At 68.1% G+C, this 13,261-nt stretch carries 15 protein-coding genes; 11 read left to right on the top strand and 4 right to left on the bottom strand.

The genetic code is table 11. The features are described from left to right. Positions 1–102 precede the first annotated feature (102 nt). Genes EL493_RS21005 through EL493_RS20990 form a run of 4 tightly spaced genes read left to right on the top strand, consistent with a single transcriptional unit; the run spans position 103 to position 4,012 of the window. Complete coding sequence (locus EL493_RS21005; protein WP_019047298.1) at positions 103–1,416, top strand: aryl-sulfate sulfotransferase; 1,314 nt, start codon at positions 103–105, stop codon at positions 1,414–1,416. After that, positions 1,413–2,261, top strand: a complete 849-nt coding sequence (locus EL493_RS21000; protein ID WP_019047297.1) for an ABC transporter permease — start codon at positions 1,413–1,415, stop codon at positions 2,259–2,261. Before EL493_RS21005 ends, EL493_RS21000 begins: the two co-directional genes overlap by 4 nt. A 1-nt stretch (position 2,262) precedes the next feature. Further along, positions 2,263–3,021 carry an ABC transporter ATP-binding protein gene (locus EL493_RS20995; protein WP_019047296.1) on the top strand — a complete coding sequence of 253 codons (759 nt, stop codon included), beginning with the start codon at positions 2,263–2,265 and terminating at the stop codon, positions 3,019–3,021. Positions 3,022–3,046: 25 nt separating this feature from the next. Further along, on the top strand, positions 3,047–4,012 hold the full coding sequence (locus EL493_RS20990) for an ABC transporter substrate-binding protein (protein WP_019047295.1): 966 nt from the start codon (positions 3,047–3,049) through the stop codon (positions 4,010–4,012). A 175-nt stretch (positions 4,013–4,187) separates the two neighbouring features. Here EL493_RS20990 and EL493_RS20985 read toward each other — a convergent pair whose 3' ends face one another. Beyond that, positions 4,188–4,439 carry a hypothetical protein gene (locus tag EL493_RS20985; protein WP_019047294.1) on the bottom strand — a complete coding sequence of 84 codons (252 nt, stop codon included), beginning with the start codon at positions 4,437–4,439 and terminating at the stop codon, positions 4,188–4,190. 448 nt (positions 4,440–4,887) lie between these two features. Between EL493_RS20985 and EL493_RS20980 the strand changes: the two genes are divergently transcribed. The 5 genes from EL493_RS20980 to EL493_RS20960 all read left to right on the top strand — a co-directional run bounded on the left by EL493_RS20980 (position 4,888) and on the right by EL493_RS20960 (position 8,685). After that, positions 4,888–5,913, top strand: coding sequence for a ThiF family adenylyltransferase (locus EL493_RS20980; RefSeq protein ID WP_019047293.1), 1,026 nt, complete (start codon positions 4,888–4,890; stop codon positions 5,911–5,913). Then, on the top strand, positions 5,910–6,542 hold the full coding sequence (locus EL493_RS20975; RefSeq protein ID WP_019047292.1) for a GNAT family N-acetyltransferase: 633 nt from the start codon (positions 5,910–5,912) through the stop codon (positions 6,540–6,542). The genes EL493_RS20980 and EL493_RS20975 overlap by 4 nt, the downstream gene beginning before the upstream one ends. A 174-nt stretch (positions 6,543–6,716) precedes the next feature. After that, a complete protein-coding gene (locus EL493_RS20970; RefSeq protein ID WP_019047291.1) occupies positions 6,717–7,691 on the top strand; it encodes a helix-turn-helix domain-containing protein in 975 nt (324 codons plus the stop codon). A gap of 205 nt (positions 7,692–7,896) precedes the next feature. Continuing rightward, positions 7,897–8,109 carry a helix-turn-helix domain-containing protein gene (locus tag EL493_RS20965; RefSeq protein WP_019047290.1) on the top strand — a complete coding sequence of 71 codons (213 nt, stop codon included), beginning with the start codon at positions 7,897–7,899 and terminating at the stop codon, positions 8,107–8,109. A gap of 282 nt (positions 8,110–8,391) precedes the next feature. Then, positions 8,392–8,685 (top strand): hypothetical protein, encoded by a 294-nt coding sequence (locus tag EL493_RS20960; protein ID WP_019047289.1) that lies wholly within the window; start codon positions 8,392–8,394, stop codon positions 8,683–8,685. Between the two features lie 153 nt (positions 8,686–8,838). Here EL493_RS20960 and EL493_RS20955 read toward each other — a convergent pair whose 3' ends face one another. Together EL493_RS20955 and EL493_RS20950 are read right to left on the bottom strand one after the other, a co-directional pair. Then, positions 8,839–9,357 (bottom strand): hypothetical protein, encoded by a 519-nt coding sequence (locus EL493_RS20955; protein ID WP_022566834.1) that lies wholly within the window; start codon positions 9,355–9,357, stop codon positions 8,839–8,841. An 85-nt stretch (positions 9,358–9,442) separates the two neighbouring features. Then, positions 9,443–10,015: a nitroreductase family protein gene (locus tag EL493_RS20950; RefSeq protein ID WP_019047287.1), complete on the bottom strand. Its 573-nt coding sequence runs from the start codon at positions 10,013–10,015 to the stop codon at positions 9,443–9,445. 439 nt (positions 10,016–10,454) lie between these two features. On the opposite strand from EL493_RS20950, the gene EL493_RS20945 reads away from it, so the two are divergent. Together EL493_RS20945 and EL493_RS32445 are read left to right on the top strand one after the other, a co-directional pair. Beyond that, complete coding sequence (locus EL493_RS20945) at positions 10,455–10,916, top strand: anti-sigma factor antagonist (protein WP_019047286.1); 462 nt, start codon at positions 10,455–10,457, stop codon at positions 10,914–10,916. Between the two features lie 61 nt (positions 10,917–10,977). Continuing rightward, complete coding sequence (locus EL493_RS32445) at positions 10,978–11,154, top strand: hypothetical protein (protein ID WP_019047285.1); 177 nt, start codon at positions 10,978–10,980, stop codon at positions 11,152–11,154. 82 nt (positions 11,155–11,236) lie between these two features. Here the strand turns inward: EL493_RS32445 and EL493_RS20940 are convergent, their stop codons facing one another. Then, positions 11,237–13,111, bottom strand: a complete 1,875-nt coding sequence (locus tag EL493_RS20940) for a hypothetical protein (RefSeq protein WP_019047284.1) — start codon at positions 13,109–13,111, stop codon at positions 11,237–11,239. Between the last annotated feature and the right edge of the window lie 150 nt (positions 13,112–13,261).

The raw sequence follows: 13,261 nt of genomic DNA, 5'->3' as shown, positions 1-13,261 counted from the left end.
GATTCCTACCCTGTGCTGTGCCGTGATCATCCCTACGCTAATCGATTAGACCGTTACCGGTACGACCCACACCCGCAACAACCGACAGGTGAAGTAGACGACATGTCCTACGCACGACTCACGGGAGTCACCCATTACGAGCCCGGCTCGGCGCACGACAGCCTGGTGCTGTTCACCGGCGCCGATTCGATCACCCGCCTCGTCGACCTGAACGGCTCGGTCGTCAACGAATGGCCCTACGCCGGCGTGCCGCCCCGGATCCTCGATCCCGCGCTCACCGGCGGCAGGCTCGGCGACATCGGGGTGCAACTGAGCGAAAGCGGCGACGGCCGCGGCGGGATCTACGCCAACGGCACTGTCGGACAGCTCGATTGGGAGGGTGCGCCGGTGTGGGAATGGGGCCGCCAGGCGCCCGGTGGCGCGGCCCGCCAGAACCACGACTGGCAGCTGCTGCCCAACGGCAACCGGCTGTTGCTGGTCACCGTCCCGCGTGTGGTGGCGCAGCTCGGCATCGCGGACGTGGTCGGTGACCAAGGCCTGTACGAGGTGGCACCGGACGGCGAGATCGTGTGGCAATGGCTGGCCGGCGATCACCTCGACGAATTCGGTTTCTCCGAGCCAGGCCGGACGGCGCTGCGTGACACCGCCGCGCGGGATCCCGAGGACCCGTGGGGCTACCTCGAGATGAACAGCGCGACCCCACTCGGCCCGAACAAATGGTTCGACCAGGACCCGGGCAGCGTGTTCCATCCCGACAACATCCTGGTCAGCTTCCGCAAGGCGAACGTGATCGCGGTGGTCGACAGAGCCACCGGCGCCGTGGTGTGGCGATTGGGCCCGTACTTCGACGAGGCGCCCGGGTCCCAGCACCAGCGCATCAACGCGCATTCCGTGCCCCGGCCGGTCGACCAGATCTCCGGACAGCACAATCCGCACCTGATCGCCGCCGGCCTGCCCGGCGCGGGCAACATCCTCGTCTTCGACAATCAGGGCGGTGCGGGTTACCCGCCGGCGCCGCTGGGCATCTACGCGGGCTCGCGGGTGCTCGAGATCGATCCCACCACCCGCCAGATCGTCTGGCAGTACACCGCGGAGGATTCGGGCCGGCCGTCGTGGACGTTCTTCAGTTCCTTCGTCAGCAACGCCCAGCGGCTGCCGAACGGCAACACCCTGGTCACCGAGGGCATGCGAGGCCGGATCTTCCAGGTCACGGCGCACGGTGCGGTGGTCTGGGAGTACCACAGCCCGTACGAGGGCTACGGCGTCGCGGGTGAGCCCGAGGTGCGCGAGCCCCGGGTGCCCGGTGTCGACCGGCTCACGCTGACACCGCTGATCTACCGCGCGCAGGCGGTGCCCCACGACTGGGTCCCCACCCGCGCGGTTTCGGCGTCCGGCACGGAAGGCGCGGGCTCGTGACGAGTACCGTGCGCACCACCGACCCGCCGGCGAGCACGGTGGCCCGGCGGCGACAACCGGTGGCGCGGCGGCTGCAGTCCTGGATCACGCGCGCGAGCCCGGTCGGCTGGACGATCGCCGGGCTCACACTCGCCGCGCTGGCCTGGACCCTGCTCGTGGCGTCGAATCGGTTCCCTGACGAACTGCTGCCCAGCGTGTCCGAAATTATCGGCGCCGCCGACGATCTCCGGCGAACGGGGCTGCTCGCCGACGACATTCTGGCCAGCCTGCGGCGGGCGCTGGGCGGGTTCGCGCTCGGCGCGCTGACCGGGGTCGGCGCCGCGATCGTCACCGCGAGCACCATGCTCGGCCGACGCCTGCTGCAACCGGTCCTTCGCCTGCTCGCGCCGATCCCGACAATCGGGCTGGTCCCGCTGGCCATCCTGTGGTTCGGACTCGGGGAGGAGAGCAAGGCGCTGGTTGTCGCGCTCGGCGTGTTCGTGCCGGTCTGGATCAACAGCCACGCCGGGTTGTCGACCACGCCCAGCGACTACCTGCAGGCCGCACGCTGCCTGGGGGCCGGGCGATGGCAGACGCTGCGCGAGATCGTGCTTCCGGAAGCCGCGCCCGACATCGTCGCGGGGCTGCGGGTAGGTGCCGCCATGGCGTTCGTTCTCATCGTCGTCGCCGAAATGTCGGGCACCACAGCGGGTATCGGCTATCGGCTCTATCAGGCGCAGCTCTTCTCCCAGGCCGACCGGCTGATCGCCTGCTTGATTCTGCTCGGCGTCATCGGCGCGCTCGTGGACTGGGTCCTGGCCGCGGTCACCGCGCCGTTGACCCGCTGGGCCGTGAAGGAACACTGACATGACCATTCGGACCGACAACCTCGTCGTGCACTACCCGGGAAACCCGGCCGCGACTTTGCGCGGGATCAGCCTCACCATCCCGGACGGGGCGTTCACCGTCCTCGTCGGCGCGTCGGGATCGGGGAAGTCGACGCTGCTGCACTGCCTGGCCGGACTGATCACCCCGACGGCGGGAACAGTGACCGACAACGGCGTCCCGGTGCTGGCGCCCGAACCGCGCCGCGGCGTCGCCTTCCAGCGCGATGTCCTGTTTCCCTGGATGAGCGTGACCGACAACATCGGCTTCGCGCTGCGCGCACGCGGGGTCGCACCCGCCGAGCGGTCATCGCGGATCGCCGCACTCCTCGACGACGTGGAACTGTCCCGTGCGGTCGGCGCCCGGCGGCCCGGCGAACTCTCGGGTGGAATGCGGCAACGCGTGAGTATCGCGCGGCTCCTGGCGGGCGAACCCGCCGTGATGCTGATGGACGAGCCCTTCGCCGCCCTCGACGCGCTGACACGATTGAAGATGCAGGATCTGCTCACCGACCTCTGGGCGCGATCGCGCCGCACGATCGTGTTCGTCACCCACGATGTCGACGAGGCGATTCGGCTCGCCGACACCGTCGAAGTCCTCGACGACGGCCTGCTCGCCGATCGCCTCACGAACCCGCTCGAACGTCCCCGCCACGCGGACGACCTCGCCGACCGGCCCGGTTACAGCGACCTGCGCAAACAGCTGCATCAGCGGCTCGGAATCACCCACACCACCGTCTGACCCACCAGAGCTCTAGGACCACTTCATGCGAACATCACTCACCCGAATCGCCGTCGCGGCGATCACCGCGACCGTTCTGGCGATCACCGGCGCGGCCTGCGGTGACGCCGAATCCACCGATTCCACCACGCTCACTGTCGGTTTCGTGGTCGACCCGTCCTGGGCGCAGATCCCGGTCGCGGAAGCGGCAGGCTACTTCGGCAAACACAATGTCACGGTCAAGGTGGTGAACTTCCCCTCGGGAATCGAGGCGTTGCAGGCAGTCGCGGCCGGCCAGCTCGACGTGGCGACCGCGGCCGATGTACCCAGCGCCGCGGTGCTGACCAGGTCACCGACGCTGCGCGTGGTCGGTGACGGCGCGCGCTGGGAAGGCTCGCGCATCATCGCGCGCCGTAGCGCGGGCATCAGCTCCGTGGGCGATCTGGCCGGCAAGGCCATCGGCACGCCGATCGGTACGAGCGCCGCCTACTTCGCCGCGAATACATTGGCGCACAATAATATCCAAGCCGAGCTCGTTCAGGTGGCGCCGTCCGCGACGGTGACGGCGGCGACCCAGGGCAATGTCGACGCCGTCTCGATCTTCCAGCCGTATCAGGCTCAGGTTGTCCGGGCACTCGGCGCCGACGCGGTGGAGCTCACCGGCGGCACGTATCACCAGCACAGCCTGTACCTGGCCTCTCAGCACGCTGTCACCGCGAAATCCGCGGCGCTGTCGGGATTCTTCGCGGCGCTGGAGGACGCCGGACTGGACCTGCGGAATCTCGCGGACCCGGCGCTGCGGTCGGTGGCGAAAGCCACCCAGTTGGAGCCCGATCTGCTGCGGACGGTGCTGCCGCAGTTCGACTTCACCCTGCAGCTCACCCCCGACCTCGCCACCAAACTCGGCGAGCTCGGCGCCTGGGGCAAGGCGCAGGGCAAGATCAGCGCCGGCACCGAACTCCCGCCCTACGCATCGTTCCTCGACACCCGATTCCTGCCACCGACTCCTTGACGCGCAGCGATCTCCGGCCCCGGACTCGCGAGATGCCGGTACTCAGAGTAGTTCTGGTGGGAGGGCCAACGACGGTACCAGTGTGGACAGATCGACGATTGAATTCGGCTATCCGGCGGTCTGTTTCGAGGTCGAGCGGCCGTGAGGGGTTGTGCGCTGCGCCGAGTGAAGGCCGTCATACGACGCGTTCTCCGGGTTCGACGATGACGGGCAGGACGCGCGTGATGACTGTCGCATCGATGACGTCGTTGAGGCGGCCGATGTCTTCGGCCGAAGCAAGGTGCGGTGTGAGGTCGCGGTCGGTCAGGAACCGGACGAGGGTCGCGAAAGACTCGGTGAGCGAATCGGGTTGGCCGGGCGCATCGGGATCGTCCGCGGTGGCACCGGAGGAGCGTGGTGGTGTGTAGGCGCTTGTCTTCAGTCCCAATTTCCGTAGTTCGGTGAGAGCTCGGTGTGATGTCGAGCGTCGTTACCGGCATCGTTGCCTGCGGGTCCATGTCCGGTACTTGCGGGATTATTGCGAGGCTGACTGCTGATGATGGAACGAAGCCTCGGTCACATCTACCCGATCGGTCATCGTCCCAGTTTGACCGATATGCGGGCGCGCCATGCCGGTGGACCGGGAATCGATTAGCTGAAAGTGTGCTGTGTGTACTGTTTGCCCGTCCTGGTCGACAGAGGCGAGCGCGTGGTCGTTCGCCTCATGAGGGTCGGAGGTTTGTGCACACATGGTTCGGCATGGCTCGGTTCCGCGTCCGGCGGTACTCACACCCGACGCTGCGACATCGCAGTTCTGTCCCGTGCTTCTCGATGCGTCGAGCCCGGAAGGCTTGCGCGATCTGCAAGCGCTGGCGGCGTCGAGATCCGTCACTGCCGTGTACGACACGATCGAGGATCAGCTCGACGAACTGATCCGCAGCGAAGATCCCGCCGTCTCGCATACCGCGGACACCCTGGCGGCGTCCCGACGCCGGATCTGCGGCGAGACCGCGATGTGGCGGTGGGGAACGTGGGTGTTCTATCCGTGGAGCGGCCGGCTGGTGCATGTGCTGCCACGCGAGGAATTCCAGCGGGTGCGCACCGATCGGAACCGCAACAAGATCGATCGCGCGCAGCAGCGGGCACTGCGCGCGCGGCGGGTCGGTGTGATCGGGCTGTCGGTGGGCAGTAGCGCGGCGGTGACGCTGGCGATGGAAGGGGTCGGCGGATCGTTCCGGCTGGCCGACTTCGACACCGTCGGGCTGTCGAACCTGAACCGGCTGCGGGCAGGGGTAGCCGACCTCGGGGTGTCCAAGGCGGTGCTGGCGGCGCGCCAGATGTTCGAGATCGACCCCTATCTCGACATCGAGGTGTTCACCGACGGGTTGACCGAGGAGTCGATCGAGTCGTTCTTCGGCGGAACGGGCACGACGCTCGACCTTCTGGTGGAGGAATGCGACACGGTGTGGGCGAAAGTCGTCGCCCGGGAGTACGCGCGGCGCCGCGGCATCCCCGTCCTGATGGACACCAACGACCGTGGCCTGCTGGATGTGGAACGGTTCGACCTCGAACCCCATCGCCCGCTGTTCCACGGCCGCACCGGCGAGTCGACCGCCTCCGATGTCGCGACGATGGACCGGGGTGAGCAGCTGTCGTATCTCATGACGGTGGTCGACGAGCCGCGGCTGAGCCCGGCGATGCGCGACGCTGTCGGTGAGATCGGCCGGACCCTGTCCAGCTGGCCGCAGCTGGCCTCCGGGGTGATGCTCGGCGGCGCTCTGGTGGCGGACACGGCCCGCCGGATCCTGCTCGGAGAGCTGATCCCGTCGGGGCGCAGCTATATCGACCTCGACGAGCTCATCCCCGCGGTGGGTCCACAGCTCGACGCGGAGCTCGCGCTGGTGATGGAGGCGGTCCGTTGACGATCGACCTGGCCGATGTGGAACTGGTCGGCGCGCGCCTGCGGCTGCGGGATCTGCGTGCCGGTGATCTGGGCGTCTACCAGCGGATCTTCACCGACCCGCACCTGACCCGGTACATGGGCACCGACAGCATGGGAGTCCCCGCCGCCGCGACGGCGTTCGAATCCGCCCTGCGCGCCCGGGGCGAGAGCCCGCGGCGCAAGTACACGCTGGCGATCACGGCGCCGGGGGAGGACACGATGGTCGGCACGATCGGGTTGCTGGTCGAGGATTTCGGCAGCAACGCGATGATCGGCGGATTGGTCGTGATCCCGGAAGGGGCGCTGCGCGCGGGCGGAATCGAGGCGGGTCGGCTCGTGGCGGCCTTCGCCTTCGGGCCGCTCGGGATTCACCGGGTCTGGGCGGGGCACCGGCACGATCATCCGGTGATGGACACGGTGATGGCGGGAGTGGGCTTGACACCGGAAGCGCGGCTGCGGCAGCTGTACCGAACCCAGGGCCGGTGGCGCGACGTGTGCACCTACGCGGCGTTGCGGCCGGAATGGGCTGCGACGGCGACCGCCGCCGAACGCCGGATCCTCGCGTTACGGCCAACCGCGACAAGGGAACACGCCACCGCGGGCCGGTGAAGCCGGGGCACAACCCTGCCGAATCGGGCTCCCGGCGCGCCACCGCGCGATAGCATCGCCGACTACAGGCCCCCGTGCAATCACCCTTTGCTCGAATCGCCACCCCCGAAACGCGCAGTGGCCGGCGACGGGAGGGACTCCACCGCCGGCGAACATCCGAAGTGGAGATCACCGATGGCAGTGCTGATCGACTCCGACTACTTCACGCCGGCCGACCGCCGGGAGGCGGTCACCGCGATCCTGCAGGAGGCCGACATCGGCGCGAACCTGCAGATGTGGGACGCGCCGGCGGAAGTGGTCAGCAGGCATCAGGCCTGGATGCTGGGTCCGATCGCGCTCACCCGCTCGGAGGTGTCCGGGCATCAGGTCTGGCGAACCAGACGCCACGAGCGGACCACGCCCAGCGACACCCTGACGGTCACCGTGCAGAACGGCCAGGTCCGCAGGCACGAACAGTTCGGTGGGCAGACCCTGATCGAACCGGGTGCCTGCGAGGTGATCGACCTGGCCACCACCTTCGCCTCCGGCTGGCACGGTCTCGGCGGAACGCTGTGCGTGCAGCTGTCCAGGGAGCGCCTCGGTATCTCGGCGGAAACGGTCGTCGCGGCGCACGGGCGGCTGGCGGCGTCGCCGCTGTATCCGATGGTCACGGCCCAGATCCAGCATCTCGTCCGGATCGCCGACCAGCTCGAAGCCGATCCAGCAGCCGCGTCGGTGGGCGAGTCGTGCCTGGAAATGGTTCGGGCGCTGCTGATCTCGGCGGCGGGCCGCGGACCCGGTGACGGCGCCGCCATCCCGGACCAGCTGCTGATCGAGCAGATCCTCGGGTATGTGCGGACACACCTGTCGGATTCGGCCTTGAAGATCCCCGGGATCGCCGCCGCCAACAACATCTCCGTGCGGCACCTGTACAAGGTGTGCGCGCAGTCGGGGATCAGTCTCGAGCAGTGGATCATCGAACAGCGCCTGGTCCGGGCTCGCGACATGCTGATCGACCGCGGCTACGCGCACCGATCCATCGCCGCTGTGGCCGGTGCCGTGGGTTTCCGCGACGCCGCCCACTTCGCCCGGCGATTCCGCGAGGCGTTCGGTATGACACCCCGCGACTGGCGCCGCAGCGCCGCCGATGCGGACAACTCTCCGTCGTAGCCGGGAGTCCACGCAGCGGTGCGAGTGCACGTTCATTTGTGCGTGCACAGTCAGTTGCCGTGCAGCCACAGCCTCCTTCGAAGGCGAATTCGCCCTTATCGTTCGAATGTGGCTGCGCGAGATCGCTTCAGGGGTGTGAGTGTTCGCCGACGGGCACCCGCGCCGATGCAGTCCACGCCGAGGGCATCGAGAGAGAGGGGAGACCATGTCCACGATCGGCAAAGCCATTCGGGCGGCGAGGATGGCCTCCGGATTCACGCAGGCGGAGTTGGCCGACTGGATCGGAATCAGGGACGGAAATCAGATCAGCCGTTGGGAGCGTGATGTGGTGACACCGAGTCCAGACAGTGTCGGCGAGTTGAAGAGGGTGTTGGGGGTGCGCCTCGACAACACGTCCGGAGGCGTGATGTCGTGCTGAGTTGAATGCCGCGTCTCCCAGGGGCTGCCGCCGGATCCATCGACATCTGGTCCGTGAAAGTCCTTGGGAGACTGAGCATTTGCCCCGGCGACCCGCAATCGGTCGAGCAGGCGGGTGATGCAGCGGCAGGGTGGCTGATCGGGGAACTGGTGACGAACCCGGTGACGGAACTCGTGCCGCGGCTGATTTGCTCCGGAGTGAGTGGGTACCCCGTGGTCGTGGGCGATTCGGCGTCCACGCGAACGGGCGGTCGACGAAAGCGATCGCTGCGGGAGGTTTCTCATGGTCACCACGACGATCGACAGGCGTTCCGAAGAGATCGCCGTCCACGGCACTGTGCCGTCGTGGCGGCTAGGCGCCGAGGGGGCCGAAGAAGGCGAGCTGGCGCCCCTGGGAGTCCCGGCGGTGGTGCTGTCCGGCCTGCTGGTCCTGGGTGGTGCGGCGGCGCTGCCCTGGCTGCCGGCGTTGGCCGCCGATTACGGTGGCTGGGTCCCGGTTGCCAGCATCGTGGCGGTCTACTTGACGCTGTCGGTGGCTCTGGGCTCGTGGGGCCTCGGCCAGCGCCGACGCTCCTGACCTGGACATGAGGGGGCCAAGCGGTCCCGACGGGTTGTCGCGCCGGGCGGGCCGGTCCGCAGGCACTCGGCGTCGCTGCGGTCCACGTCAGGGCGGGCGCGCGAGCAGGCAGATCCGTATGCCGCTACCGATTGCGCGTGTTCCGGCGGAGTGTCAGAGCTCGGACCAGGGGACCTCGGACCAAGGTGAGGTCCGGCCGGCCAGCAGTTGGAGGTGGAAGTCGGGGCCGTCGTGGGTGCGATCTTCTTCGGGGTCGGTGAGTTGACTGACGGTGCAGGTGTAGTCGCCGTTCGGGAGTTCGATCCGCGACCCGTAGATGTCCTTGTCGTCGTCCACGGCGGAATCCGCGTACTGGGCGGCCATGGTGATCGTGTCGAGGTTGACGACGATCAACTCACCACGGGTCACGGTGATGGGGCCGGTGATTCGCCGGAAGATCGGCAGTTGCGGATCGACCGGCGAATCCGAAAGGTCGATCCGCCATTGCTCCTCACCGCCCGTTCCCCACAGCAGGATCGATCGCTGCCGCATCTCTGCTTCGATGTGTGCGAGCAGTGATTCCAGGGTCCAGTCCTCGCCCACGAACGATGTGTATGCGTGTGGGTCGACGAGTCCGAGAAACCCTGAGTCATCGGTCATTTCGTCGATGCGATGTAGCAGCGGCGCCGTCAAATCATCCTCCCCGGAGTGCTCACCGCACCCTACCCTCTCCGTGCGCGCCGGCTGTCAGCGAAGGGCGCCGCCGATGCCCCTGGCATCAGGGTGCCGCGACGTCCGAGACGGCCCACAGAACCTCGTGCAATTCTCGGCGCGACCGGCTCGTACTCGTCCCGGTCGTCTCGGTGGGCGCGTGCGCCGGAAGGCCGACCGCGGCCAGCGTCGCGATCTCCCAATGGTCCGGGACCGCGAATTCGCGGTGCAGGCCGTCTCGATCGAAGGCGCGGAACTGGTGGACCTGCAGGCCGAGCTCATGGGCTTGGACGGTCAGGTGCGCGACCGCCTGGCCTAGGTCGTAATGGGCGAATTCGGAGTACTCGAAGTCGCTGTCCTCGATACGCCGCTGGACGAGGTTGGCCACGAGCAGACTCGCCTGCGGTGCCCAGGTGCCGGAGCTGCGCGCCAGGTGGCCGACCATGCGCCGGTGCACCGCGTCGCCCCGAGCGGCGACGAGGAAACTCCACGGCTGCGAATTGCCCGCCGAGGGCGCGCGACGGGCTGCCTCGATCAGCGTGGTGATCTCGGCGGGCGTGATCCGGTGATCGGGCTGGAAACGGGTGGGGCTGAAGCGCTCGACGACGAACGGGTGCAGCGTGGGGGCATGGGTGCTCACAGGGAAGGCAACCGCGCGCGGTCGGCGGGGATTCCTCCCGGCACTACCACCGGAAACGAGCCCGAAGGCCTCCATCATCCCCGGTGAAGGCCTTCGGCTCCGTCCGGCCGCGGGACACCTTGCCCGCTGTCGGACGGGAAGCGAGCGTGCGGGCTACACCTCCTGAACCGGCGCGCTCTGGGGTCACCGAGGCTGCCCGGGCGCCAGGTGACCCTGTCCCTGGCCCTACCCGCAGCCTCGGTGGGTAAACAGCCCGAGATCACGATCCCGGACTTATTTCGGTCCCTGACCGGCCGCGGCAGGACCAATAGGGTCACGTTCGATGACAGAACCGGTTCGACGTGATGAGATGGAGGTATCAGTTGGCCTTGAGGACCATCAGGTCCGGCTGTGCACTTGTCGAGGCGTGCCCCACTGCTTCGAGAATGCCGAGCCTTCGATGAAGCCTCGTTCCCGCCGCAACGAGCTGTTCGGTCCGGTCGCCGGTGAACCCGCCGAACTCTGCGAACGTCTACAAGCCGAGCTAGAACCCCGCGCCGAAGCGGTGATCCTGCACGTCTACGGCGAGGCCGACGCCTACACCCAGCCCCGCTGGCGCCGCGTCCTCGACACCGCACTGGCCGAAGCCGGCCCCAACCGCCGCTTGGTGGTTGACCTGTCCGGCATCCAGTTCCTCGGCTGCCGCCCGATCCTGGACCTGGCCGAACGCGCCCAACAAGGGGCCGCCCGTGGCGTGCAGATCTCGGTGTTCAACCCGCTGCCCGGCGTGGTGGACCGGGTCGTCGGCATCGCCGGGCTCAGCGCCTGGCTGCCGGTACACGCCACCCTGACCGAAGCGCTGGCCGTCTCGTCGGCGGTCGCGCCGACCCGAACGGTCGTGCCGGTCCCGGGAGCTCGTTGACGGTTCCTCGAACGTGCCGCGTCATCCTGCCGGAGTTCACACGCTTTCGAGGTAACCGCTCATGTATCACGATCTCGACCCACGAATCACCGAACTGACCGAGATGGACACCGCCCCCGTGCGCTGGCCGGATCCCAGTCCGCTGCAAGCCTGGTGGAACGACATCATGGCAGGCACCGGCACGGACCTGGCCGCCCGCCGTGCCGGGCACCGGGCGCCGCGACTGCGCCCGGCCTGAGCGCCCGACGCCCGAAGATCCGGCGGACAGCCGGCCCCGCGCGCTCGGATCGCGGGCGAGCGGCCGAGGCGCCGATGGCCGGCTACACGAGACCGCGCACGTCCCACACCCACACGCCGCCCACCTGCTCGGCCGGAATGCCGAACAGATCGTCCACGGTGCGACGCAGCGTATCGCTGGTCTCGGACGGCGGCAGTACCACCACGTCGGCGCCCCAGAAGCGCAGGTCCGCGATGGCTTGCTCACGCACGGCACGGTCGATGACCGGCATCGTGTCGAGCCACCGGACCAGCATGAGCAGCACCGCGGTGGGCCGAGGGTCGGCGCCGTAGCCGGAACCGTGGTCCGCGCCGCTCGGGCCGACGAAATAGCCGCCGACGAGCGGGAAGGCGAAGTCGGCGTCGATCTGCCACCGTAGCGCGATGGCGTCGCCCGAGGTCGGCGGCGGCACGATCACCACCGACCCGTCCGAAACGTAGTGCCGCACAGTGCCGTCGGCGAAGAACGCGGGAGTCGCGGGGCGTTCGGTGACAGGCAGCATCGTCGGCGCGATGGGCAGCAGTGCCACGGCCAGAGCGCCGAACCAGGCGACCGGCCGACGGCGCAGGGCCGCCGAGGAGCGCCACGCTTCGATCGCGCGCTGGGTGCCCAGCGCCAGGACGATCGCGATGGCCGGTACGGCCACCATGGCGAACCGCGATTCGATGATGCCGTTCAGCGGCGGAATCCACCCGAGGGCCATCCACGGCATCGGCACCATGGCCCAACCGCCCTCACCGAAACGCACGACGCCGTCGAAGGACAGCACGATGCCGAGCGACAGCGTCGTGAACAGCACACCGGCGATCACGGCGGCGCGCACGATACGCTCGCGCCGCAGGAAATACACGGACACGGCGACCAGCAGCAGCAGCGGCCACCCGAAATAGGTGTTCTCCTCGGTCGGATTGATCGCCACATCGGGGCCGAAGGAAAACATGCTGCCCGCCGCTTCCGGCGAGAACTGGACCAGCGACAGAATATCGTTGCCGACCCGGCCGACTCCCAGGAAGCTGTACGACTGGGGCCCGGTGAACTGCCACCACAGCCCGAAACCGGTGAGGGTCAGCGTGACCAGCGCCGCGAGCAGGATCGACGGGGCGGTCGCGCGCACCGTGCGAACGATCTCGCGCCAGTTTCCCAGGTAGGCGAGGGCGAAGACCGCGAAACCGAGCGCGAAGATCAGCAGCGGTTCCTCACCCAGCGTGAGCTGCGCCGCGACCATCAAGCCGAGTACGACGGCGGCACGGGGTTGCCACACCGGGCGCGTCCCGTCGCCGTTCTCCGCGCGCCGCGCCATCTTGACGACCTGCAACGCGATGAACGGAAGCAATACGAGGAAGACGAAATTCGCGTGCCCGTTGGTGTGGGCGATCATCGCCGGCGCGAAGCCGCAGAACAATCCGCCGATGGCGGCGGCGAATTTCTCGGTGACCAGCTCACGCGAAAACACCCAGTACCAGGCGAACGCCGTGCCGAACAGGCCGAAGGTCAGTGCCGACACGAATGTGACGGTCGGCCCGAACAGCAGGGTGACGGGCGCGAACGGTACACCCCAGCCGTACATGAGGGTGTTGGCCATCATGTTCATGCCATCGGGGTAGTTCTGCAACTGGGTGCTGAGCGGGCTCGCCAGGTGGGTGATGTTGTGCGCGGTGACGGCGTAGAACCACTCGTACAGCGTCTGGTCCTGATCGCTCTTGCTCAGGTAGCCGCTCTCGAGGTTCGACCACAGCCCGGCGAGGACGAAGAACGCGAGCGACAGATAACATCCGGCGACCAGCAGATCGGTGCGCGCCGAGCGCAGCCAGCGCGCCGGACCGCGGCGAGATTCGGCCGTTTCCGGCGCGGTTCGATCGATTGCTTCTACTGCGGATCGGCCCTCATCGGCCCGGTCCGTTCCCCACCCTGATACCACGCGTAAATCTCTCTAACCCTCAGAGCCACAATCGGCTTCGCTCACGATAGTCGAGCGCGCGACCGATACCGAACCAGACCGGTATCCGCCGGCAAACCCCTGGCGTCTGGACCGATCCAGCCCTCCGTCCGGATCGAGTCCGGGATGGCT

Origin of the sequence: Nocardia asteroides (assembly GCF_900637185.1) — a bacterium.
In the GTDB taxonomy this organism is placed as follows: Bacteria; Actinomycetota; Actinomycetes; order Mycobacteriales; family Mycobacteriaceae; genus Nocardia; species Nocardia asteroides.
This window is presented reverse-complemented; position numbering and strand designations above follow the sequence as displayed.

Coding starts and splice junctions, on each gene's coding strand:
- EL493_RS21005 (WP_019047298.1), top strand. CDS start 103: ATGTCCTACGCACGACTCACGGGAGTCACCCATTACGAGCCCGGCTCG.
- EL493_RS20995 (WP_019047296.1), top strand. CDS start 2,263: ATGACCATTCGGACCGACAACCTCGTCGTGCACTACCCGGGAAACCCG.
- EL493_RS20990 (WP_019047295.1), top strand. CDS start 3,047: ATGCGAACATCACTCACCCGAATCGCCGTCGCGGCGATCACCGCGACC.
- EL493_RS20970 (WP_019047291.1), top strand. CDS start 6,717: ATGGCAGTGCTGATCGACTCCGACTACTTCACGCCGGCCGACCGCCGG.
- EL493_RS20965 (WP_019047290.1), top strand. CDS start 7,897: ATGTCCACGATCGGCAAAGCCATTCGGGCGGCGAGGATGGCCTCCGGA.
- EL493_RS20960 (WP_019047289.1), top strand. CDS start 8,392: ATGGTCACCACGACGATCGACAGGCGTTCCGAAGAGATCGCCGTCCAC.
- EL493_RS20945 (WP_019047286.1), top strand. CDS start 10,455: ATGAAGCCTCGTTCCCGCCGCAACGAGCTGTTCGGTCCGGTCGCCGGT.
- EL493_RS32445 (WP_019047285.1), top strand. CDS start 10,978: ATGTATCACGATCTCGACCCACGAATCACCGAACTGACCGAGATGGAC.